Annotated in this window: 31 protein-coding genes; 4 read left to right on the forward strand and 27 right to left on the reverse strand. The window is 55.4% G+C overall.

Features of this window, described 5'->3' with window-relative positions:
• Window positions 1-145: 145 nt before the first annotated feature.
• From ACR0DG_RS17835 to rpmC, 12 genes are all read right to left on the reverse strand, one after another.
• Window positions 146-574 carry a GFA family protein gene (locus ACR0DG_RS17835; RefSeq protein WP_480699728.1) on the reverse strand — a complete coding sequence of 143 codons (429 nt, stop codon included), beginning with the start codon at window positions 572-574 and terminating at the stop codon, window positions 146-148.
• A 187-nt stretch (window positions 575-761) separates the two neighbouring features.
• Entirely contained in the window at window positions 762-950 is a 189-nt protein-coding gene (rpmD, locus tag ACR0DG_RS17840; protein WP_008757946.1) for a 50S ribosomal protein L30, read from the reverse strand.
• 12 nt (window positions 951-962) lie between these two features.
• On the reverse strand, window positions 963-1,532 hold the full coding sequence (gene rpsE, locus ACR0DG_RS17845; protein ID WP_155148691.1) for a 30S ribosomal protein S5: 570 nt from the start codon (window positions 1,530-1,532) through the stop codon (window positions 963-965).
• A gap of 174 nt (window positions 1,533-1,706) precedes the next feature.
• On the reverse strand, window positions 1,707-2,066 hold the full coding sequence (gene rplR, locus ACR0DG_RS17850; protein WP_170356678.1) for a 50S ribosomal protein L18: 360 nt from the start codon (window positions 2,064-2,066) through the stop codon (window positions 1,707-1,709).
• Between the two features lie 11 nt (window positions 2,067-2,077).
• On the reverse strand, window positions 2,078-2,611 hold the full coding sequence (rplF, locus tag ACR0DG_RS17855) for a 50S ribosomal protein L6 (protein ID WP_170574987.1): 534 nt from the start codon (window positions 2,609-2,611) through the stop codon (window positions 2,078-2,080).
• An 11-nt stretch (window positions 2,612-2,622) separates the two neighbouring features.
• Window positions 2,623-3,015 (reverse strand): 30S ribosomal protein S8, encoded by a 393-nt coding sequence (gene rpsH / locus ACR0DG_RS17860; RefSeq protein WP_068340741.1) that lies wholly within the window; start codon window positions 3,013-3,015, stop codon window positions 2,623-2,625.
• 13 nt (window positions 3,016-3,028) lie between these two features.
• Window positions 3,029-3,334, reverse strand: coding sequence for a 30S ribosomal protein S14 (gene rpsN / locus ACR0DG_RS17865; RefSeq protein ID WP_068340744.1), 306 nt, complete (start codon window positions 3,332-3,334; stop codon window positions 3,029-3,031).
• A gap of 19 nt (window positions 3,335-3,353) precedes the next feature.
• Window positions 3,354-3,914: a 50S ribosomal protein L5 gene (rplE, locus tag ACR0DG_RS17870; protein WP_480699729.1), complete on the reverse strand. Its 561-nt coding sequence runs from the start codon at window positions 3,912-3,914 to the stop codon at window positions 3,354-3,356.
• The gene (gene rplX / locus ACR0DG_RS17875) at window positions 3,907-4,218 is read right to left on the reverse strand and encodes a 50S ribosomal protein L24 (RefSeq protein ID WP_170356681.1); all 312 of its coding nucleotides are present in this window, start codon (window positions 4,216-4,218) and stop codon (window positions 3,907-3,909) included. The genes rplE and rplX overlap by 8 nt, the downstream gene beginning before the upstream one ends.
• A gap of 2 nt (window positions 4,219-4,220) precedes the next feature.
• The gene (rplN, locus tag ACR0DG_RS17880; RefSeq protein ID WP_008757934.1) at window positions 4,221-4,589 is read right to left on the reverse strand and encodes a 50S ribosomal protein L14; all 369 of its coding nucleotides are present in this window, start codon (window positions 4,587-4,589) and stop codon (window positions 4,221-4,223) included.
• A gap of 76 nt (window positions 4,590-4,665) precedes the next feature.
• Complete coding sequence (gene rpsQ / locus ACR0DG_RS17885) at window positions 4,666-4,896, reverse strand: 30S ribosomal protein S17 (protein WP_170356682.1); 231 nt, start codon at window positions 4,894-4,896, stop codon at window positions 4,666-4,668.
• A 4-nt stretch (window positions 4,897-4,900) separates the two neighbouring features.
• Window positions 4,901-5,107 (reverse strand): 50S ribosomal protein L29, encoded by a 207-nt coding sequence (gene rpmC, locus ACR0DG_RS17890; RefSeq protein WP_010437082.1) that lies wholly within the window; start codon window positions 5,105-5,107, stop codon window positions 4,901-4,903.
• 245 nt (window positions 5,108-5,352) lie between these two features.
• Between rpmC and ACR0DG_RS17895 the strand changes: the two genes are divergently transcribed.
• Window positions 5,353-6,141 carry a hypothetical protein gene (locus ACR0DG_RS17895; protein ID WP_480699730.1) on the forward strand — a complete coding sequence of 263 codons (789 nt, stop codon included), beginning with the start codon at window positions 5,353-5,355 and terminating at the stop codon, window positions 6,139-6,141.
• 17 nt (window positions 6,142-6,158) lie between these two features.
• Here the strand turns inward: ACR0DG_RS17895 and ACR0DG_RS17900 are convergent, their stop codons facing one another.
• Together ACR0DG_RS17900 and ACR0DG_RS17905 are read right to left on the reverse strand one after the other, a co-directional pair.
• Complete coding sequence (locus tag ACR0DG_RS17900; RefSeq protein ID WP_480699731.1) at window positions 6,159-6,779, reverse strand: 2OG-Fe(II) oxygenase family protein; 621 nt, start codon at window positions 6,777-6,779, stop codon at window positions 6,159-6,161.
• A gap of 40 nt (window positions 6,780-6,819) precedes the next feature.
• A complete protein-coding gene (locus tag ACR0DG_RS17905) occupies window positions 6,820-7,368 on the reverse strand; it encodes an amino acid synthesis family protein (RefSeq protein WP_480699732.1) in 549 nt (182 codons plus the stop codon).
• Between the two features lie 170 nt (window positions 7,369-7,538).
• Between ACR0DG_RS17905 and ACR0DG_RS17910 the strand changes: the two genes are divergently transcribed.
• Complete coding sequence (locus ACR0DG_RS17910) at window positions 7,539-8,003, forward strand: hypothetical protein (RefSeq protein ID WP_480699733.1); 465 nt, start codon at window positions 7,539-7,541, stop codon at window positions 8,001-8,003.
• An 84-nt stretch (window positions 8,004-8,087) separates the two neighbouring features.
• Here the strand turns inward: ACR0DG_RS17910 and rplP are convergent, their stop codons facing one another.
• The 5 genes from rplP to rplB are packed head-to-tail and all read right to left on the reverse strand — an operon-like array spanning window position 8,088 to window position 10,732.
• Entirely contained in the window at window positions 8,088-8,501 is a 414-nt protein-coding gene (gene rplP / locus ACR0DG_RS17915; protein WP_058283513.1) for a 50S ribosomal protein L16, read from the reverse strand.
• A gap of 12 nt (window positions 8,502-8,513) precedes the next feature.
• The gene (gene rpsC / locus ACR0DG_RS17920) at window positions 8,514-9,224 is read right to left on the reverse strand and encodes a 30S ribosomal protein S3 (protein WP_008758042.1); all 711 of its coding nucleotides are present in this window, start codon (window positions 9,222-9,224) and stop codon (window positions 8,514-8,516) included.
• Entirely contained in the window at window positions 9,224-9,604 is a 381-nt protein-coding gene (gene rplV, locus ACR0DG_RS17925) for a 50S ribosomal protein L22 (RefSeq protein WP_039538267.1), read from the reverse strand. The genes rpsC and rplV overlap by 1 nt, the downstream gene beginning before the upstream one ends.
• 3 nt (window positions 9,605-9,607) lie before the next feature.
• The gene (gene rpsS / locus ACR0DG_RS17930) at window positions 9,608-9,886 is read right to left on the reverse strand and encodes a 30S ribosomal protein S19 (protein WP_005980699.1); all 279 of its coding nucleotides are present in this window, start codon (window positions 9,884-9,886) and stop codon (window positions 9,608-9,610) included.
• Window positions 9,887-9,889: 3 nt separating this feature from the next.
• Window positions 9,890-10,732 carry a 50S ribosomal protein L2 gene (rplB, locus tag ACR0DG_RS17935; protein ID WP_480699734.1) on the reverse strand — a complete coding sequence of 281 codons (843 nt, stop codon included), beginning with the start codon at window positions 10,730-10,732 and terminating at the stop codon, window positions 9,890-9,892.
• Window positions 10,733-11,118: 386 nt separating this feature from the next.
• Here rplB and ACR0DG_RS17940 point away from each other — a divergent pair, with 386 nt between their 5' ends.
• Both ACR0DG_RS17940 and ACR0DG_RS17945 read left to right on the forward strand, forming a co-directional pair.
• Entirely contained in the window at window positions 11,119-11,346 is a 228-nt protein-coding gene (locus ACR0DG_RS17940; RefSeq protein WP_480699735.1) for a hypothetical protein, read from the forward strand.
• Between the two features lie 96 nt (window positions 11,347-11,442).
• Entirely contained in the window at window positions 11,443-12,387 is a 945-nt protein-coding gene (locus ACR0DG_RS17945; protein ID WP_480699736.1) for a class I SAM-dependent methyltransferase, read from the forward strand.
• 85 nt (window positions 12,388-12,472) lie between these two features.
• Here the strand turns inward: ACR0DG_RS17945 and ACR0DG_RS17950 are convergent, their stop codons facing one another.
• The 8 genes from ACR0DG_RS17950 to ACR0DG_RS17985 all read right to left on the reverse strand — a co-directional run.
• Window positions 12,473-13,510 (reverse strand): aldose epimerase family protein, encoded by a 1,038-nt coding sequence (locus tag ACR0DG_RS17950; RefSeq protein ID WP_480699737.1) that lies wholly within the window; start codon window positions 13,508-13,510, stop codon window positions 12,473-12,475.
• A 112-nt stretch (window positions 13,511-13,622) separates the two neighbouring features.
• Window positions 13,623-14,651 carry a fatty acid desaturase gene (locus tag ACR0DG_RS17955; protein ID WP_480699738.1) on the reverse strand — a complete coding sequence of 343 codons (1,029 nt, stop codon included), beginning with the start codon at window positions 14,649-14,651 and terminating at the stop codon, window positions 13,623-13,625.
• Window positions 14,652-14,821: 170 nt separating this feature from the next.
• Window positions 14,822-15,118 carry a 50S ribosomal protein L23 gene (locus ACR0DG_RS17960; RefSeq protein WP_008757532.1) on the reverse strand — a complete coding sequence of 99 codons (297 nt, stop codon included), beginning with the start codon at window positions 15,116-15,118 and terminating at the stop codon, window positions 14,822-14,824.
• Window positions 15,115-15,732 carry a 50S ribosomal protein L4 gene (gene rplD / locus ACR0DG_RS17965; protein WP_170429267.1) on the reverse strand — a complete coding sequence of 206 codons (618 nt, stop codon included), beginning with the start codon at window positions 15,730-15,732 and terminating at the stop codon, window positions 15,115-15,117. The genes ACR0DG_RS17960 and rplD overlap by 4 nt, the downstream gene beginning before the upstream one ends.
• Window positions 15,729-16,454: a 50S ribosomal protein L3 gene (gene rplC, locus ACR0DG_RS17970; RefSeq protein ID WP_008758167.1), complete on the reverse strand. Its 726-nt coding sequence runs from the start codon at window positions 16,452-16,454 to the stop codon at window positions 15,729-15,731. The genes rplD and rplC overlap by 4 nt, the downstream gene beginning before the upstream one ends.
• Window positions 16,455-16,469: 15 nt before the next feature.
• Complete coding sequence (rpsJ, locus tag ACR0DG_RS17975) at window positions 16,470-16,784, reverse strand: 30S ribosomal protein S10 (protein WP_008756422.1); 315 nt, start codon at window positions 16,782-16,784, stop codon at window positions 16,470-16,472.
• A 371-nt stretch (window positions 16,785-17,155) separates the two neighbouring features.
• Complete coding sequence (locus ACR0DG_RS17980; protein WP_480699739.1) at window positions 17,156-17,335, reverse strand: hypothetical protein; 180 nt, start codon at window positions 17,333-17,335, stop codon at window positions 17,156-17,158.
• A 295-nt stretch (window positions 17,336-17,630) separates the two neighbouring features.
• Window positions 17,631-17,956, reverse strand: a 326-nt coding sequence (locus ACR0DG_RS17985; RefSeq protein WP_480707061.1) for an EF-Tu C-terminal domain-related protein, incomplete at its 5' end; no start/stop codon positions are given.

The raw sequence follows: 17,956 nt of genomic DNA on the forward strand, positions 1-17,956 counted from the left end.
GATCCTGATTGTGTTCCTGTTTGGGACACGGCTCAGATAGGGGTGACAGGTATCGCTAACAACGGATGTTTCGGTCTAGCCGCTATGCGTTTGGGGAATAACTGCACGGTTACAACGCATAAATGCGGTAACGAACAAGAAACAGCTACGTGGAATAATCCCTTAGATCATCCGGAGCGTTCAGCAGCGTACCTTCATACTTTGGAAGATCATCGCTGAACTGCAACCACGGAAGCTTGTTTTCGTAATTAACGTGAAATGTGGGCGCAAATGCCTTGGGTTCATCCAATGAGGCCGCATATAAGTGCATGCCGCCCGGGTAATGATCAGCTTCAAACCCCATTGGGGAACCACAAGTGTCGCAGCAATGCCTATAAACACCTTTGGAGCTTTCATACGTTTTGGGTGTCTGACCGAGCCACCTAAAGTTACTCAGCGGCACGCCAAGCCATGCCACGACGGGTGCTGCACAGTTCCGTCGACAATCATCGCAATGACAGTAACAAGCCCAATTGACCTCACCTACATATTCCCACTTTGTCTGCCCACAAAGGCAATGACCTTGCGTCGCCATATTCTTCTCCTGCGCAGCGTGGCTTTTTGTTACAAAGACAACGGCTTTCCACGAACGTTTTCCAAATCAGCATGGGCTTGGCACAAATATTGGACCTGCGATTTACGACATACATACGTTCATCCGCGCCATAAGAAAACGCCCCCGACATCGTCGAGGGCGTTTCAGCTTTTGATAGAATTCGCGCTTAGCCGCGCTCTTCGATGATCTCAACCAGATGCGGGATCTTGTTGACCATGCCGCGGACCGAAGGGGTATCTTCCAGCTCACGGGTCTTGTGCATCTTGTTCAGGCCCAGACCGATCAGGGTTGCGCGCTGTTCAGCGGGGCGGCGGATCGGAGAACCGATCTGCTTGACGACGATGGTTTTTGCCATGGTACGCTCTCCTTACGCTTCTGCTTCAGCAGCAGCCGGTGCTTCGTCCCGCTTGGGCAGGATGTCAGCAACCTTTTTGCCACGACGTGCGGCAACCGAACGCGGGCTCTGCTCTTTCTGCAGTCCGTTGATGGTGGCGCGGATCATGTTGTACGGGTTCTGCGAGCCCAGCGACTTGGACACAACGTCCTTAACGCCCAGCATTTCGAACACAGCACGCATCGGACCACCGGCGATGATACCAGTACCTTCAGGTGCGGTGCGCATAACCACTTTACCAGCGCCGTGACGGCCCTCGATGTCGTGGTGCAGGGTCCGACCTTCGCGCAGTTGCACGCGGATCATCTGACGCTTGGCTTGTTCAGTCGCTTTGCGGATGGCTTCAGGTACTTCTTTCGCTTTACCCTTGCCAAAGCCGACGCGGCCTTTCTGATCGCCGACAACCACCAGAGCGGCGAAGCCAAAGCGCTTACCACCTTTTACGGTTTTCGACACGCGGTTGATTGCGACCAGGCGATCTGCAAATTCCGGTGCTTCTTCACGGTCGCGGCCACGGCCCCGACGGTTTTCACGTTCTGCCATTTGGCATCCCTTTTCTCATGTGGCGCATACGGCGCCGTTTTCTTCAATCCAAGTGAGCCCCGACTATTGCCGAGGCCCCCGGATCATCGGGGCAGCCGTCAAGCTGCCCGCAATCTTTCGTATCGCGCATCTTGATCCGAAAACCGGTTCCCACTTTTCGGGATGCGCTTGGTCTTAGATCTTCAGACCACCTTCACGCGCGGCGTCGGCTACTGCCTTCACCTTGCCGTGGAACAGGAAGCCACCACGATCGAAATAGGCCTCTTCGACGCCTGCCTTCTTGGCACGCTCGGCGATGGCCGCGCCCACCTTGGTGGCCGCTTCGACGTTGTTCTTGCCAACAACACCCAGATCTTTTTCCAGGGTCGAAGCTGCAGCCAGGGTCACGCCACGAACGTCGTCGATCAGCTGAACGCTGATGTTCTTGTTCGAACGGTGAACCGACAGGCGTACACGGCCCGCGTTGACTTTGCGAAGTTTGTTCCGAACGCGCAGGCGGCGCTTCAGAAACAGGGTTCTTTTGCTGTTTGCCATTGTCTGCGTCCTTACTTCTTCTTGCCTTCCTTGCGGAAGATGAACTCGCCTTTGTAGCGGATGCCCTTGCCTTTATATGGCTCGGGACGGCGCCATTCGCGGATTTTGGCCGCGACTTCGCCCACCTGCTGCTGGTCGATACCTTCCACAACGATCTCGGTCTGCTTCGGCGCGGTGATGGTGACACCTTCCGGAGCAGTGAAATCAACATCGTGGCTGTAGCCCAGGTTCAGCTTCAGGGTGTTGCCCTGCATCTGAGCCCGGTAACCAACACCCTGGATCTCCAGCTCTTTTTTGAAGCCTTCGGTCACACCGGTTACCAGGTTGGCAACCATGGTGCGGCTCATGCCCCACTGCTGGCGGGCACGCTTTGACATGCCACGAGGGTTGATTTGCACAACGTTGTCTTCGACCGACAGCGTGACGTCATCGGTTGCGGTGAAGCTGCGGGTGCCTTTCGGACCTTTAACTTCGATGGTCTGGCCGGACACAGAGGCGGTAACGCCGCTGGGCAGCTCGACCGGTTTTTTACCAATACGAGACATTGCAGACCTCCTTAGAAGACGGTGCAGAGCACTTCGCCGCCAACATTGTTGGAGCGAGCGTTTGCGTCCGACATCACACCTTTCGGAGTGCTGACAATCGACACGCCGAGACCCTGACGGACCTGCGGGATGTCATTGACGCCCATGTAGACGCGACGACCGGGTTTCGAAACCCGCTTCAGTTCGCGAATGACAGGGGTGCCTTCGTAGTATTTCAGGCTGATTTCGATGGCCGGATGACCGTTTTCACCGGTCGTCTTTTCATAGCCACGGATGTAGCCTTCGTCCGCCAGCACGTCCAGAACCCAACCGCGCAGCTTGGATGCGGGGGTGGAAACGGTGGACTTGCCGCGCATTTGCGCGTTGCGGATACGGGTGAGCATATCGCCGATAGGATCATTCATATCTATGTCTCCCTTACCAGCTCGATTTCACCATGCCGGGGATCTGACCAGCAGAACCCAGCTCGCGCAGCGCGATACGGCTGACCTTCAGCTTACGGTAGTAAGCGTGGGGACGACCGGTCAGCTGACAGCGGTTGTGCAGACGGGTGGCCGAGCTGTTGCGCGGCAGTTTCGCCAGTTTCAGACGCGCTTTGAAACGCTCTTCCATCGGGCGGCTCTCGTCATTCGCGATTTCTTTCAGCTCGGCACGCTTTGCGGCATATTTGGCCACCAGGCGTTCGCGCTTCTTTTCGCGTTCGATCATTGCTTTTTTAGCCATGTCTCTATCCTTCCGGCGCTTACGCGTTGAACGGCATGTTGAACGCTTTCAACAGTGCCTTTGCTTCAGCGTCGGTTTTCGCTGTGGTGGCAATTACGATATCCAGGCCCCAGACCTCGTCGACCTTGTCGAAGTCGATTTCCGGGAACACGATGTGCTCTTTCATGCCCATGGCAAAGTTGCCCTGACCATCGAAAGACGGCTTAACACCGCGGAAGTCACGAATACGCGGCATCGCGATTGTGATCAGACGATCCAGGAATTCGTACATCCGGTCACCGCGCAGGGTCACTTTCGCGCCCAGCGGCATGTCTTCACGGACGCGGAAACCCGCGATCGACTTCTTCGCCTTGGTTGCAACGGCCTGTTGACCAGCAATCGCAGTCAGATCTTCGACAGCAGCTTTCGCTTTCTTCGAGTCTTTGACCGCCTCAGCACCACAACCGATGTTCAGAACGATTTTGTCCAGCTTGGGCAGCTGCATGTCGTTCTTGTAGCCGAACTCTTCTTTCAGAGCGGCACGGATGGTTTCAACGTACTGAGCTTTCAGACGCGGGGTGTAGGTTGCGGTATCAAGCATCGATCACGTCCCCTGTGGTCTTGGCGAAGCGCACCTTCTTGTCACCTTCCATGCGGAAGCCAACGCGGGTTGCTTTGCCGTTTTTGTCCAGCAGCGCCAGGTTCGACAGTTGGATCGGGTTTGCCTGGGGCAGGCGACCACCTTGCGAAGTTTGCGACTGACGGGTGTGACGGATGGCAATGTTGATGCCTTCGACAACAGCTTTACCGGCCTTGGGGTCAACCGAGGAAATGGTTCCCTCTTTGCCCTTGTCCTTGCCGGCCAGCACGACGACCTTGTCGCCTTTGCGGAGTTTAGCAGCCATGATTACAGCACCTCCGGAGCCAGCGAGATGATTTTCATGAAGTTCTTGCCGCGCAGTTCACGAACAACGGGGCCAAAGATACGGGTACCCACGGGCTCGTTGTTGTTGTTCAGGATGACGGCGGCGTTGCGATCGAAACGGATCGCGGTGCCGTCTTCGCGACGGACTTCTTTGGCGGTGCGCACGACGACGGCCTTACGGACGTCACCTTTCTTTACGCGGCCGCGCGGGATGGCTTCCTTCACCGAGACGACAATGATGTCGCCAACGGAGGCGTATTTACGCTTGGAACCACCCAGGACCTTGATGCACTGAACTCGGCGTGCGCCGGAGTTGTCAGCGACATCCAGATTGGTCTGCATCTGGATCATGTGGTTTCTCCCGACCTGTGGGGGCTGGTCTTGTTAAATCCCCCAGGGTTTCGACAAATGGAAAAATCCCGGAAGCTTATGCTTCCAGAACTTCCCAACGTTTCGTCTTCGATTTCGGCGCGCATTCGATGATGCGGACTGTATCGCCGACCTTGAAGGCGTTCTTTTCATCGTGAGCCCGGTATTTCTTGGACTTACGGATGGTTTTCTTCAGAACCGGATGTGTAAAGCGGCGCTCTACCTGAACGGTTACGGTCTGTTCGTTGGCGTCGCTGGTCACGGTGCCTTGCAGGATACGCTTGGGCATCTGATTACTCCTCGGATGCCGCTGCAGCGGCCTTTTCGTTCAGAATGGTTTTGACACGGGCAGCATTGCGGCGGGCCGCTTTGATACCGGCTGTGTTTTCCAGCTGACCGGTTGCCTGTTGAAAGCGCAGGTTAAAGCTTTCTTTCTTCAGGTTGGCCAGTTCCTCGCGGAGCTGGTCCGGGGTCTTGTCACGCAGTTCTTGGGCGTTCATCGCCTTTTTCCTTTGCTCAAAACACCAGAAGGCCCCGTACACGGGTCACCTTTGACCTGGTGGATGAATGATAGACATGCGAATCCCCCGACTCGGCCGGGTGATCGCAGGATGCCGCCGTATAAGGGTTTAGGGGGTGGGTGGCAAGAGGAAGTTTTGGTAGTGACGCCAGAAACCCATCATCTTAACTTATGTCAATGTTTCGGCTTCGAATCGGCCTCAGATCAATAAACGGAAACTACTTAATGATTTGCATTCTGCTGTCCCACGAACGTTCAGGGAGTCATCTTGTTGGAGAGTTCCTTGCCAACCTAAAAGGCGTCAGGATGTTTGATGAAGTCTGTAATGCCGATGCAGCAGCGCACAGCGATTTTTCATTTCACAGATTCCAGATGGACTACGCGCAAAAGGACACCAACGCGTTCTTAGTGCAAAGATATCCAGACCGTATTGAGTTTATACATCAGTACTATAACAAGCTGGCCACGCTGACACACATGCCGATAATCGCTACAGACATCAAGTACGGGCACCTGCATAACTTTAATTCTTTCTGGTGTCCCCCATTGAACAGGCCTCTACTTATGACATGGATGGAGCAAACTGGGGCAAAACTTGTTCATTTAAGGCGCAAAAACCCGGTCGATGCAGTTGTATCGGCAGCAGTAGCTTCCAAACGACAAATTTGGAATTCGAGCCTTGCAGGCGAAAAGGTACCGATAAAAGAAAAGTTTCTTGTGGATACAGCAGAGACTACATACCAGGCAAACCTTTTACACCGACAGTCCACACTAATCTCTGAAGAATGGATAGGTAACATTGCGTGCTTCAACCTATTTTACGAAGACTTTGTAAGTTCAATGTCGTCTGATAGGACAATTCTCAAAGATCTGTCTAGCTTTGTTGATGCCCCATTCAACGCAGGCTGGGAACCAACCCTGAAAAAGCTTGGGCGACCGCTCAAAGAACTTGTCGAAAACTACGAAGACTTGCGCGACGCTTGCATCGCTGCGGGTATGGACCAATTCGTTTGATATCTCAAAAGCCGCAGTCACTCCCACTTGTAGTTAAAGCTTATACTAATCCGCTCGTCCTCAGCCATGTTCATCGGCACCTCGTGGCGCAGCCAGCTTTCCCACAGCAAGACGTCCCCCACCTGCGGCTTCATATAGATGAACGGTTGCAAATCCCGCCGCCCGCCTTTGATCCGCGTCGGTGCGGCCATCATGCGGCCTGAGCGGGGGTCTTCGAGCTTCAGCGCGCTCGCCCCTTCGGGCATCGCCACGTAGGTCGTGCCGGATATCACACTATGGGGGTGCAGATGGCTGGAGTGCATTCCGCCCTCGGGCAGGATGTTGATCCAGAGGTCTTCCAGCTTCAACGCACCCTCGCCCAGATCGAATTCCAGATCTTTGGCAAAGGCCGCCACGTGCTGGTCCAGTGCCGTCACCAGATCGGCAAAAATCGGAAACCGCCAGGGCAGATCAGTCAACGAAGCATAGCTGGTATAGCCGGGATAGCCGTTTTCCTCGCACCATTCTTGTCCGGCCTCATCATCCTCGGCGATGACAAGACACGAGCTTTCAAGCTCTTCCGCATCAATCTTAGGATCGAACTCGGACAAGGACGCCCGATAAAGACGGGTAACGAAGAGTGATTCAATCTGTGCCATGGGCCGGGCATACCGCAGTGTTTTCGGCAAGACCAGCCGATTAGCTTTTGAGGGGCCCTTTGCCACAGCGCGGGATTGGACGGCCACCATCGGCATAAGCGAGACACAACACGATCTCATCCGGTTTGGGCGCGTCAGAAATATTCAGCGTCATCGTGTCGAAATGATCAAACGACCACGGATTGTCCTTATGCCCAAGGGGTAAATCAATCGCACAGCCCGGCGCACCCAGCTTGGCGTTCGAGGGTATCACCGCCTCTCCGCCACCGGCCGCGGCGCGCATGGGCGCACCAAGTTTGGGATGGATCACCGCCCCTGCCTGCTCGAGATCACCGTTTACACCGACAATTGCGGCCTTACCGTATGAAATCGGGGCACTCTCCAAATGGGCAATTGCTTCGGCGGCCAACTCAAGACCCAGGGCACCACCAATCTCAAACAACTCTGAAAGATCCTCAGAGAACCGTCCGGCCAGTGGGTTTTGGAATACCGCCAGCGCAGCAACCCGGCTGATCGGATCACACGCTTGGCCCAGTTGGTCGGTTGTTATGACTTCCTTAATAAACATCTTCTTGCGTAGCTGAACCATTGGCCCCTCCCTCAGATCTGCTGCAGAGCCTAAGTAATGGTTCAGATTAGGCAAGGGCACTTCAGACTTGCGTTACTTGGGCCAAATTCGGCCTCTTTGGCGCTGATAATCCACGGTCGGATGAATAGATCGATTGCTGCTTACTTTTGCTCATTATCGGATTATTCCCCATGCCCCAGCTTCCCTTAGTCATTCCTCTTCTCCTTGCCGGGCTGATCGGCGAGCTCGCCTTTGAGTTCTATGCCTGGCTGGTATCTCCGCTTGTGTTTGGCGTCACGCTTCAGCCAGCCAATTTGGTCATAGCGCTCACCGCCAAGTTCACTGGCCTTGCTCTGCAATACGGGATGGCTTTTGCGATACATTTCCTCATCGGCGCTGTTGGCTTTGCTGGGGTCGTCTGGGCCACCAAGAAAGTTACCGGATTGGGCTATATCGTTTCAGGCGCAATCGCAGGAATTGCGCTGTGGTTTGTTGCGCAAGGCATCTTGGCGCCGACGGTTGGCCGCAGCTTCATGATGGGGTTCGGCGCCTACACCCAATCCTCGTTTGTTGCGCATGTCGGGATGACTCTGATCCTGGCATGGGTGTGGCAAACTCTGGCAACGCGCAGTTCAGCCGAACCCGACCCAACATAAGACGACCTGAACCCGAAAAAACAAAGGCCCCCGGCGCGATAACGCCGGGGGCCCTATTTCAAACCGGGGTTTCCCCCGATTTTCTTACCAGTCTTCGCGAACCACGACGCGAGTCTTGATCGGCAGCTTCATCGCGGCCAGGCGCAGGGCCTCACGCGCGATGTCGTCATTGACGCCATCGATCTCGAACATCACGCGGCCAGGCTTGACCTTGCATGCCCAGCGGTCGACCGAACCTTTACCTTTACCCATACGAACTTCGATCGGCTTTGCAGTGACCGGAGTGTCGGGGAAGATGCGGATCCAGACACGGCCCTGACGCTTCATGTGGCGCGTCATGGCACGACGTGCAGCTTCGATCTGGCGTGCAGTTACACGCTCAGGCTCAAGAGCTTTCAGGCCGTAGGTGCCAAAGTTCAGATCAGAGCCGCCCTTGGCGAGACCCTTGATCCGGCCTTTGTGCATCTTGCGGAATTTAGTACGCTTTGGTTGAAGCATATCTTTCCCTCCTTAGCGACGACCGCCACCAGCACCACGAGGTGCAGGGCCGTCCTGGAGTTCCTGTGCTTTACGGTCACGTGCCTGCGGATCGTGCTCCATGATCTCACCTTTGAAGATCCAGACCTTGATCCCGATGATCCCGTAGGGGGTCATCGCTTCGGCATGTGCGTAATCGATGTCGGCACGCAGAGTGTGCAGAGGCACGCGGCCTTCACGGTACCACTCGGTCCGTGCGATTTCGGCGCCGCCCAGACGACCAGCGACGTTCACCCGGATACCCAGGGCGCCCATGCGCATGGCGTTCTGAACCGAGCGCTTCATGGCGCGACGGAACGAAACACGACGTTCCAGCTGCTGAGCGATGGACTCGGCAACCAGCTGCGCGTCAAGCTCGGGCTTGCGCACTTCGACGATGTTCAGGTGCAGTTCGCTGTCGGTCATACGCGCAAGCTTTTTGCGCAGAACTTCGATGTCTGCACCTTTCTTGCCGATGATGACACCGGGACGTGCGGTGTGGATCGTGACGCGGCACTTCTTGTGCGGACGTTCGATGATCACACGGGCAACACCGGCCTGCTTGCACTCTTTGTTGATGAACTCACGGATCTTGAGGTCTTCCAGCAGAAGATCACCGTAGTCCTTGGTGTCGGCGTACCAGCGGCTGTCCCAGGTGCGGTTGACCTGCAGGCGCATGCCGATCGGATTTACTTTATGACCCATTAGGCTTGCTCCTCAACTTGACGCACCTTGATGGTGATCTCCGAGAACGGCTTCATGATCTTGCCGAAACGGCCACGGGCACGCGGGCGACCACGCTTCATGACCAGGTTCTTGCCAACCCATGCTTCGGCGACGATCAGCTCGTCAACGTCCAGGTTATGGTTGTTCTCGGCGTTGGCGATTGCGGACTGCAGGCACTTTTTGACGTCCTGCGCGACACGCTTGTTCGAGAAAGTCAGGTCGGTCAGAGCCTTCTCAACTTTCTTGCCGCGGATCATTTGCGCAACCAGGTTCAGTTTCTGCGGGCTGGTGCGAAGCATGCGGGTTTTCGCCATTGCTTCGTTTTCAGCCACGCGGCGGGGGTTCTTTTCCTTGCCCATGACTTACTTCCGCTTCGCTTTTTTGTCTGCGGCGTGGCCATAATAGGTGCGGGTCGGCGAATACTCACCGAACTTCTGACCGATCATGTCTTCCGAGACGTTTACGGGGATATGCTTCTGGCCGTTGTACACACCAAAGGTCAGACCCACGAACTGGGGCAGAATGGTGGAACGACGCGACCAGATTTTGATGACTTCGTTGCGGCCCGACTCGCGCGCTGCTTCGGCTTTTTTCAGCACGTAAGCATCGACGAAAGGACCCTTCCAAACAGAGCGAGACATGGATTAACGTCCCTTCTTCTTGGCGTGCCGCGAGCGGATGATCAGCTTCTGGGACGCTTTGTTCTTGTTGCGGGTACGCTTACCCTTGGTGTCCTTACCCCACGGTGTAACCGGTGTACGGCCACCCGAGGTACGACCTTCACCACCACCGTGCGGGTGATCGATCGGGTTCATTGCAACACCACGAACCGACGGACGAACGCCCTTGTGACGCATACGACCGGCTTTACCGAGGTTTTGGTTGCTGTTGTCGGGGTTGGACACGGCACCAACGGTGGCCATGCATTCCTGACGGACCATGCGCAGCTCGCCCGAGCTCAGACGGATCTGAGCGTAGCCGCCATCGCGACCAACGAACTGAGCATAAGTACCGGCCGCACGTGCGATCTGACCGCCCTTGCCGGGCTTCATCTCGATGTTGTGGACGATGGTACCAATGGGCATGCCCGAGAACGGCATTGCGTTGCCCGGCTTGATGTCGGCTTTGGCGGATGCCACGACCTGATCACCAACAGCCAGACGCTGCGGAGCCAGGATATAGGCCTGCTCGCCGTCTTCGTATTTTACCAGTGCGATGAATGCGGTCCGGTTCGGGTCATATTCGATCCGCTCGACGGTTGCCGCGACATCAAATTTGTTCCGTTTGAAGTCAACGATCCGGTAGAGACGCTTTGCGCCACCGCCGCGGCGGCGTGAAGTGATCCGTCCGGTGTTGTTCCGGCCGCCCGATTTGGTCAAACCCTCAGTGAGAGACTTGACCGGACGTCCTTTCCAAAGCTCCGAACGGTCGATCAGCACCAGCCCGCGCTGGCCCGGCGTCGTCGGCTTGTACGACTTGAGTGCCATGCTTTCTGTCTTCCGTTTAGCAAGTGCAGGGGGTTTCCCTGCTATGTGATAGGCCCCCGTAGGTGCCAAGGGTATAGGGCCCCGAAGGTCCCCGGTTACAAATATCAGAGGCCCCGGAACGAATCCGAGGCCGCAAGATTGGGTGCGTTTAGCAGTGTTGGGGGTGGGTGTCTATAGCCGCCCAGTGAAAAAAAAGACCTTGATACTTCGCAACCGAAGCGGTGGTTGACCTGAAACCATTGCCGGGTCGAAAGCGTTGGGACCATAGGCCCTGGTAACACTGCAAGCTGACATTAACGAAAGTTAAGGTTCAGTTCACTTTAAAGCTATCAGCGACCCCCACTTCCTATTTTACAAAGCACATTTTTTGGAAGGAGCAAGTGGCGATGGCTTATCTGGATTTAACATCAGGCAACCGATTTTTCCCCCGTTTTTTTGCCTCCGCTGAGGAGAGAAAGGCGAAGCGTGAGATAAAAGCGAAGTACAAAAGGCAGCTCAAGGAACTGGACAAAATGACGGTCAGAGACCTGAGGGATTTGGGATACTCCAAAACAGAGCTCAGGAACTCTATTCGTCAGGAGTATCAGGAACTCCGTTCGTCAGAGGTATTTTGAAGGCTGAAAACCTAAGATGCCAAAGCTTAGTCTTTAGCTTTCTTGTTCAAGCGATTTCCGCGGATCTCAGTAGCCTCAATAACCGGAGAATTTAAGATGTATGATCTAATTCGAAATGTTGGACACAGCTCAACCGATCTCTCGCGCAGTGAATTGATCACTGCTGGTCTGGACGCTGCTGATCGAAGCCTTCGCGACCAGGTTCAGACTTGGGAAAAACACACCAATGAGAAAGCTGACGTCGCGCGCGACCTTTGTCGCGGTGTCAACACACTCTTGCGCGAACGCCCTTATGGTGAACCGCTTCGCACCCTGTCGATAGGATCTAGTGAAGAACCTCAGTTTCAGCTTTTACACGCACTGTCAGACGGCGGCCTGTGGTTGTATGACCGTGATCCGGCCGCTTTGAACGAAGTGCGCGCACGCACCGAAAGAACCCTTATCGACGATGTTCACCTGATCGAGGGCGATTATCTTCAGGATTTCAAGTCTGAGCTCTCCACAAAAGCAGCCCTGACAGAGCGTCTGGGCGGAGAAACCTTCGACCTTATGACTTTGCACCATTCGCTCTACTATTGTGAGCCCGAAGACTGGCCGAATTTGGTGTGTCAACTGTATTCTCACCTGTTGAGCGCCCCAGGTACGATGCATCTTGCGTTGATGTCTTCTTCGACCGAGCGTCCTCATACTACGACCTGGCTTTACAACCGGTTTGCCCAAGAATTCTGCGGCGTCCGCAACACACAGAACCTTCTTGAACTGCCCAAGCAGCTTGTTGGTTTACTTGGGTCTGAGAATTTTCAGGTCGCAACACGCAGCAGTGCAGTAAGATGTCGTCCTCAAACCTTCGAAGACCTGATGGCCGTCGTTTGGATGATCACGCTCTATCCCCATGTGCACGACTTCAGCACGGATCAGAAGGTTCAGATTACTGAGTTCGTTTTGGACGAATTCTGGCTGCCAGGTCGTGATCTGGTGCAGGTTCAGGACTACCTGACAATCACCAAGCCGAAGCAAGCCTGGCAGGGTTACCTCGGATAATCCAAACGCAACTTGGTGATGAACAGTCTTCTAATCAGCCAAGAGACCACCCGCGCCAAAGTGGCTCGGACTCCATAGCAATCTGCTACCACCGCTTGACCTGGCCCAGAACCTCGCGAAACGAATATCGCGAGATATGGTGATACACCTCACCTGCATGCAGCACAGCATTGGGGAAATTCGGGTGGTTCGGGGCATCGGGCCACACCTGAGGCTCTAAGGCGATCCCATCGAATGGGCGATAAGATGTGCCTGCGTGACACTCCCCATCTTCGTCCAGATAAGCGCCTGAATAAACTTGCAACCCGGGTTCGGTCGTTGCCAGATGCATCGATATCCCGGATTCCGCTCCGGTTAGGACCGCGATTTCTCGACAATCCTCTCTGCGATCAGACACACAGTAATTGTGATCGAAACCCTGCCGACCCAAAAGCCTCGGCGACCTGAGGTCCATCGGTGTGTCCGCCACCGCGCTTACTTCTCCGGTCGGGATACCCTCATCGTCCACGGGCGTATAATGATCAGCGTGAATTGTCAGGCTGTGCTGTGAAATGTCACCCGAACCATCAAGGTTAAAATAGATATGCGGTGTCACATTGCAAAGACTGCGCGTTTTGGTTTGGGCTTTGATCTCAATACTCAGCGTGGCGTTGGGTTCAATTCGAAAGGTCGCGGTGGTGTCCAAATCCCCTTCAAACCCCATATGCCCGTCCGGCAGGCTGAGCCCCAGTGTCACCGCGTCGCCAGCGCAATCCACGATTTCCCAAACCTGTCTGTCCATTCCATCGCGACCACCGTGCAAGGTATGCTTACCCAGAAAGTTGCGATCGGTGTGGAAAGTCTGGCCGCCTAATTGGTAGGTCCCACCTGCGATCCGGTTGGCCACCCGCCCGGCCAGAACGCCCAGATAGCACGCGCTGCGTTCATATCCTTGCAGATGCGTCCAGCCCAGTACCAACGGATGCGCATGGGCGACCAATCTCAGATCCTGCAGCGCTGCACCATAGGTCAGCACACTGGCAGAGAGAACGCCGCACGCGAGGTCAATGCTGTGTACTTGCTGCCCTACGTTAGTTTCGCCGAATTCGCGGATTTGCGGCTCTGTTGATTTTTGGCCCGTCATTGGCTCTCCACTATCGAAGCTTTCAACAGGGATAACCGACTTAGACACAACTTTACACGTAAACGGCAAAGCAATTGCTAGCCCACGTGGTCACGGATCGATGACTGGCTTTTCAGCCATAAAGAGCACGTGCTTCAGAGAAGGACAGCAACCGGCGGGTCTTTTCATCCCAAAGATGGAGTTTCGCGTTGGCTAAGCTTTGGCGGATTGTCATTTGGTTGCTGTTTGCCAGTTCATCGTGATCGCGCAACACTTCCGGCAGGCGATAAAACGGAATTCGGCTGTACAGGTGATGTACATGATGAATTCCGATATTGGCACTGAACCAATTCAATACTTTCGGCAGAACGTAATGTGAGCTTCCATGCAATGCAGCTTCGTGCAATTGCCAGTTGCCATCTGTATCCCAATGCGTGTCCTCGAACTGATGTTGAACGTAGAACAGCCAAACCCCAGCCGTCGCGGCGATCAATGTGGAAGGCAGGAATACAAGCAAAACCGGCATTATGCCGCCAAAGTAATAAACGGCCATGAGCGCACCCAGAATGGCCGCGTTGGTGACCATTGCGCTAACCCAGAACTTAAAACTGTCGGTCAGGCCAAGTGGCAGACGGTTCTGAAACAGAAAAAGATACCCGGGTCCAAAGCCGAAAAGCGTAATGGGATGCCGGTAAACGCGATACCAAAAGCGATTGGCTGGTGACATCGACTGGTATTCGGCCACGGTAAGGGTGTGGACATCACCCATCCCGCGCTTATCCAAATTGCCCGAACTGTTGTGATGCGTGGAGTGCGTACGACGCCAAACGTCATAAGGGGTCAGGGTAAGCACGCCAATCAATCGTCCCACCCAGTCGCTCAATGCGCGGTTTTTGAAAAACGCCCCATGTCCGCAATCATGTTGGATCGCGAATAATCGCAAAAGAAAACCCGCGTTCAAAACGGAAATCGCAAACGCCAACCAGTAGCTGATAGACAGCGACCACCAAGACAAAGCCCATAGCAAGAAGAAAGGGACAATGCTGACGCCAAGCTCAAACAGGCTGCGCCATTGGTTCGGCTCGCGATACTTGGCAAGCGTCGAAACCCAGTCGCGCGCCGCCGTCGCGCCGTCCTGGTTCAATAGAGAAGGTTCCGCCATGCACCTGCCACGTCGTTTTTGTTTGTTTCAACCCGGATAGACTACCGCCCGGTCATAGCAAGCGAATTCTGGACCGAACGTATTTTTCACGTTCAATTTTCAGTGTCGCCTGCAAAGAAAAACCCCCGCTTTCGCGGGGGTTCTTCCATTCTCTCCAAAGACGGGTTCGATCAAAGACCGGTGGACACGTCGATGGTGTTGCCCTCTTCCAGGGTCACATATGCTTTTTTGACGTCTTTCCGACGGCCCAGCTGGCCGCGGAACCGCTTGACCTTGCCTTTGGTCACGGTGGTGTTCACCGCTTTGACCTTCACACCAAACAGCGCCTCAACGGCCTCTTTGATCTGCGGTTTGTTGCTGTCGATCGCCACTTCAAAGACAACCGCGCCGTTTTCGGACGCCATGGTCGACTTCTCGGTGATGATCGGCTTGCGGATCACGTCGTAATGTTCTGCCTTCGCGCTCATTTCAGACGAGCCTCCAGTGCTTCGACAGCCGCTTTGGTGAGCACCAGGGTGTCACGCTTGAGGATGTCATAGACGTTTGCGCCCATCGACGGCAGGATATCCAGACCTTCGATGTTCTTGGACGCTTTAAGGAACCCTTCGTTCACGGTCGCGCCGTCGATGACCAGAGCGCGTTTCCAGCCCAGGTTTGCAACCTGTTTGGCCAGAGCGGCGGTCTTGCCTTCGGCTTCGGCACTCTCGATCACGACCAGCTCACCTGCCTTGGCTTTGGCCGACAGAGCGTGGCGCAGGCCAAGCTTGCGGAACTTCTTGGGCAGGTCGTGGCCGTGCGAACGCACGACGGGGCCTTTGTAGATACCACCACCACGGAAGATCGGCGCGTTGCGGTCACCATGGCGTGCGCCACCGGTGCCCTTCTGGCGATAGATCTTCTTGGTCGAGTAGCTGGTTTCCGAGCGGGTCTTGACCTTGTGGGTGCCGGCCTGCGCGTTGTTGCGCTGCCAACGGACCACACGGTGCAGGATGTCCGCACGCGGCTCAAGGCCGAACAGATCGGCGTTCAGCTCGATGTCGCCGGCTTTACCGCCGTCCAGTTTGATTACATCAAGTTTCATGCTTCACCACCTTCCGCGGGCGCTTCTTCCGCAGGTGCTTCGGTTGCAGCCGATTTCACAGCAGCCGGGAAAGGCAGGCCTTCCGGTGCTTTCTTCTTCACGGCGTCCTTGACGGTGACCCAGCCCGATTTCGGTCCGGGAACGGCGCCTTTGATGAAGACCAGGTTCCGGTCAGCGTCGGTTTTGACGACTTCCAGGTTCTGGGTGGTTACACGGGCAGCACCCATGTGACCGGCCATCTTCTTGCCTTTGAACACCTTGCCCGGGTCCTGACACTGACCGGTCGAACCGTGCGAACGGTGGCTGATCGAAACACCGTGCGAGGCGCGCAGACCACCAAAGTTCCAACGCTTCATAGCACCGGCAAAGCCTTTACCGATCGAGGTGCCCGAAACGTCAACCTTCTGACCTTCCAGGAAGTGTTCTGCCGAAATCTCGGCGCCCACATCGATCAGGCCATCTTCGGAGACACGGAACTCGGCCAGCTTACGCTTGGGCTCAACCTTTGCAGCGGCATAGTGCCCGCGCATGGCTTTCGAGGTGCGTTTTGCCTTGGCTGCACCGGCGCCCAGCTGAACGGCGGTGTAGCCGTCTTTGTCAGCGGTGCGCTGTGCAACAACCTGCAAGTTGTCCAGGTGAAGAACGGTCACAGGAATCTGCTTGCCGTCTTCCATGAACAGGCGGGTCATGCCAACTTTTTTTGCGATAATACCAGAGCGCATTCTCATACCCTCCGATTACGACTGCAACTTGATCTCGACGTCCACACCAGCAGCGAGGTCGAGCTTCATCAGCGCGTCAACGGTCTGGGGGGTCGGATCAACGATGTCGAGCAGACGCTTATGCGTGCGGATCTCGAACTGGTCGCGGGATTTCTTGTCAACGTGAGGGCCACGGAGAACCGTGAACTTCTCAATCTTGTTCGGCAGCGGGATCGGGCCGCGCACGTTCGCGCCGGTCCGCTTGGCAGTGTTGACGATCTCTTGCGTGCTGGCATCCAGAACGCGATAGTCAAATGCCTTCAGCCGAATACGGATGTTTTGGCTTTGCATATTAACAGCCTTTTATCAGGCGTTGAGGTTGAGAGGAGGACAGACGCGCATCGTCAACCCTCTTCGAACCCAAAAGGCGGGAATCACCCCGCCTTGACGTTCTTATCGAGAACTCGCGCGTAGTAGTGGGGTTGGTGGGGTTTGGCAAGGGGTTTATTGGCTTGGTTCCACCTTAAAGGGCGGCGCGAGCCAGCACCAATTGCCAATCTTTAAAAACCCACGTCGCAACGAGAAAGTGCTACAGGCCAATGAGCGAAATATACATTCTGCGCGCGGCAGTTGGGAAGCCAAAGAAAACCACTATGGCGTTCGAGGGCTTTCATCCCACCCGACAGTGTTTAGTCCGCTTAGCGACAGCGCGCGTTGATGTTTCAGGTTCTGTTAGACAACTCCGCAAGTGTGACGTCAAACCGCTTACGCTCGCGGCAAAAATCACTGTTTTCACAGTCGATTTCCTGGTCGTCATCACCAAGTATAGCGGCGCGCATGTCGTCCAAATCCTTGCTGTGAAGGACTTGCGTTCCATAGTTCAAGAATTCAAAACCAAACATGATTTCCTCCTGCTTACTGCAGCGGTTCGCCCTGTGCATGCCCCGCTTTCTGTTTCAGATCACATGTGGGCTTCCTGTCTTTGGGTGAGGTGGACGTAATATTAAGAAAACTCCATCCGTTTCTGCCCCAGCACGACGGCGGGCATTCTAGGCGTGATCTCGGTTCGAACACATTGAGGCTAGGCGCGTACTCGTTTGCCCCAAAGAAAAAGGCCGCCCCATGTGGGACGGCCTTCTTTCGTTCAACCGGTTGGGTCCGAGATTATTCGACGAACAATCTCAGCACCGTCACCGGTTACTCGATGATTTTCGATACGACGCCGGCGCCGACCGTGCGGCCACCTTCGCGGATCGCGAAGCGCAGACCGTTTTCCATCGCGATCGGCGCGATCAGCTCAACGCCGAACGACACGTTGTCGCCAGGCATGACCATCTCGGTGCCTTCGGCCAGGGTCACGGTGCCGGTCACGTCAGTTGTACGGAAGTAGAACTGAGGACGGTAGTTGGCGAAGAACGGAGTGTGACGACCGCCTTCTTCCTTGGTCAGGATGTAGGCTTCGGCTTCGAACTTGGTGTGCGGTGTAACCGAACCCGGCTTACACAGAACCTGGCCACGCTCAA

The organism is Ruegeria sp. BG8, assembly GCF_056538325.1.

Excerpts from the sequence above, each read along its gene's own strand:
- rplX (WP_170356681.1), bottom strand. The coding sequence starts at position 4,218 with ATGGCTGCTAAACTCCGCAAAGGCGACAAGGTCGTCGTGCTGGCCGGC.
- rpsC (WP_008758042.1), bottom strand. The coding sequence starts at position 9,224 with ATGGGTCATAAAGTAAATCCGATCGGCATGCGCCTGCAGGTCAACCGC.
- rplN (WP_008757934.1), bottom strand. The coding sequence starts at position 4,589 with ATGATCCAGATGCAGACCAATCTGGATGTCGCTGACAACTCCGGCGCA.
- rpsH (WP_068340741.1), bottom strand. The coding sequence starts at position 3,015 with ATGAATGATCCTATCGGCGATATGCTCACCCGTATCCGCAACGCGCAA.
- ACR0DG_RS17955 (WP_480699738.1), bottom strand. The coding sequence starts at position 14,651 with ATGGCGGAACCTTCTCTATTGAACCAGGACGGCGCGACGGCGGCGCGC.
- rpsQ (WP_170356682.1), bottom strand. The coding sequence starts at position 4,896 with ATGCCCAAGCGTATCCTGCAAGGCACCGTGACCAGCGACGCCAACGAA.
- ACR0DG_RS17950 (WP_480699737.1), bottom strand. The coding sequence starts at position 13,510 with ATGACGGGCCAAAAATCAACAGAGCCGCAAATCCGCGAATTCGGCGAA.
- ACR0DG_RS17900 (WP_480699731.1), bottom strand. The coding sequence starts at position 6,779 with ATGGCACAGATTGAATCACTCTTCGTTACCCGTCTTTATCGGGCGTCC.
- rplB (WP_480699734.1), bottom strand. The coding sequence starts at position 10,732 with ATGGCACTCAAGTCGTACAAGCCGACGACGCCGGGCCAGCGCGGGCTG.
- ACR0DG_RS17980 (WP_480699739.1), bottom strand. The coding sequence starts at position 17,335 with ATGTTTGGTTTTGAATTCTTGAACTATGGAACGCAAGTCCTTCACAGC.
- rplV (WP_039538267.1), bottom strand. The coding sequence starts at position 9,604 with ATGGGCAAGGAAAAGAACCCCCGCCGCGTGGCTGAAAACGAAGCAATG.
- rplC (WP_008758167.1), bottom strand. The coding sequence starts at position 16,454 with ATGCGCTCTGGTATTATCGCAAAAAAAGTTGGCATGACCCGCCTGTTC.
- ACR0DG_RS17835 (WP_480699728.1), bottom strand. The coding sequence starts at position 574 with ATGGCGACGCAAGGTCATTGCCTTTGTGGGCAGACAAAGTGGGAATAT.
- rplP (WP_058283513.1), bottom strand. The coding sequence starts at position 8,501 with ATGCTTCAACCAAAGCGTACTAAATTCCGCAAGATGCACAAAGGCCGG.
- ACR0DG_RS17945 (WP_480699736.1), top strand. The coding sequence starts at position 11,443 with ATGTATGATCTAATTCGAAATGTTGGACACAGCTCAACCGATCTCTCG.
- rpsJ (WP_008756422.1), bottom strand. The coding sequence starts at position 16,784 with ATGCAAAGCCAAAACATCCGTATTCGGCTGAAGGCATTTGACTATCGC.
- ACR0DG_RS17940 (WP_480699735.1), top strand. The coding sequence starts at position 11,119 with ATGGCTTATCTGGATTTAACATCAGGCAACCGATTTTTCCCCCGTTTT.
- rpsS (WP_005980699.1), bottom strand. The coding sequence starts at position 9,886 with ATGTCTCGCTCTGTTTGGAAGGGTCCTTTCGTCGATGCTTACGTGCTG.
- ACR0DG_RS17960 (WP_008757532.1), bottom strand. The coding sequence starts at position 15,118 with ATGAGCGCGAAGGCAGAACATTACGACGTGATCCGCAAGCCGATCATC.
- ACR0DG_RS17895 (WP_480699730.1), top strand. The coding sequence starts at position 5,353 with ATGATTTGCATTCTGCTGTCCCACGAACGTTCAGGGAGTCATCTTGTT.
- rpsN (WP_068340744.1), bottom strand. The coding sequence starts at position 3,334 with ATGGCTAAAAAAGCAATGATCGAACGCGAAAAGAAGCGCGAACGCCTG.
- rplF (WP_170574987.1), bottom strand. The coding sequence starts at position 2,611 with ATGTCTCGTATTGGTAAAAAACCGGTCGAGCTGCCCAGCGGCGTTACC.
- rpsE (WP_155148691.1), bottom strand. The coding sequence starts at position 1,532 with ATGGCAGAACGTGAAAACCGTCGGGGCCGTGGCCGCGACCGTGAAGAA.
- rpmD (WP_008757946.1), bottom strand. The coding sequence starts at position 950 with ATGGCAAAAACCATCGTCGTCAAGCAGATCGGTTCTCCGATCCGCCGC.
- rplD (WP_170429267.1), bottom strand. The coding sequence starts at position 15,732 with ATGAAACTTGATGTAATCAAACTGGACGGCGGTAAAGCCGGCGACATC.
- rplR (WP_170356678.1), bottom strand. The coding sequence starts at position 2,066 with ATGGCAAACAGCAAAAGAACCCTGTTTCTGAAGCGCCGCCTGCGCGTT.
- ACR0DG_RS17905 (WP_480699732.1), bottom strand. The coding sequence starts at position 7,368 with ATGGTTCAGCTACGCAAGAAGATGTTTATTAAGGAAGTCATAACAACC.
- rpmC (WP_010437082.1), bottom strand. The coding sequence starts at position 5,107 with ATGAACGCCCAAGAACTGCGTGACAAGACCCCGGACCAGCTCCGCGAG.
- ACR0DG_RS17910 (WP_480699733.1), top strand. The coding sequence starts at position 7,539 with ATGCCCCAGCTTCCCTTAGTCATTCCTCTTCTCCTTGCCGGGCTGATC.
- rplE (WP_480699729.1), bottom strand. The coding sequence starts at position 3,914 with ATGCTTGATACCGCAACCTACACCCCGCGTCTGAAAGCTCAGTACGTT.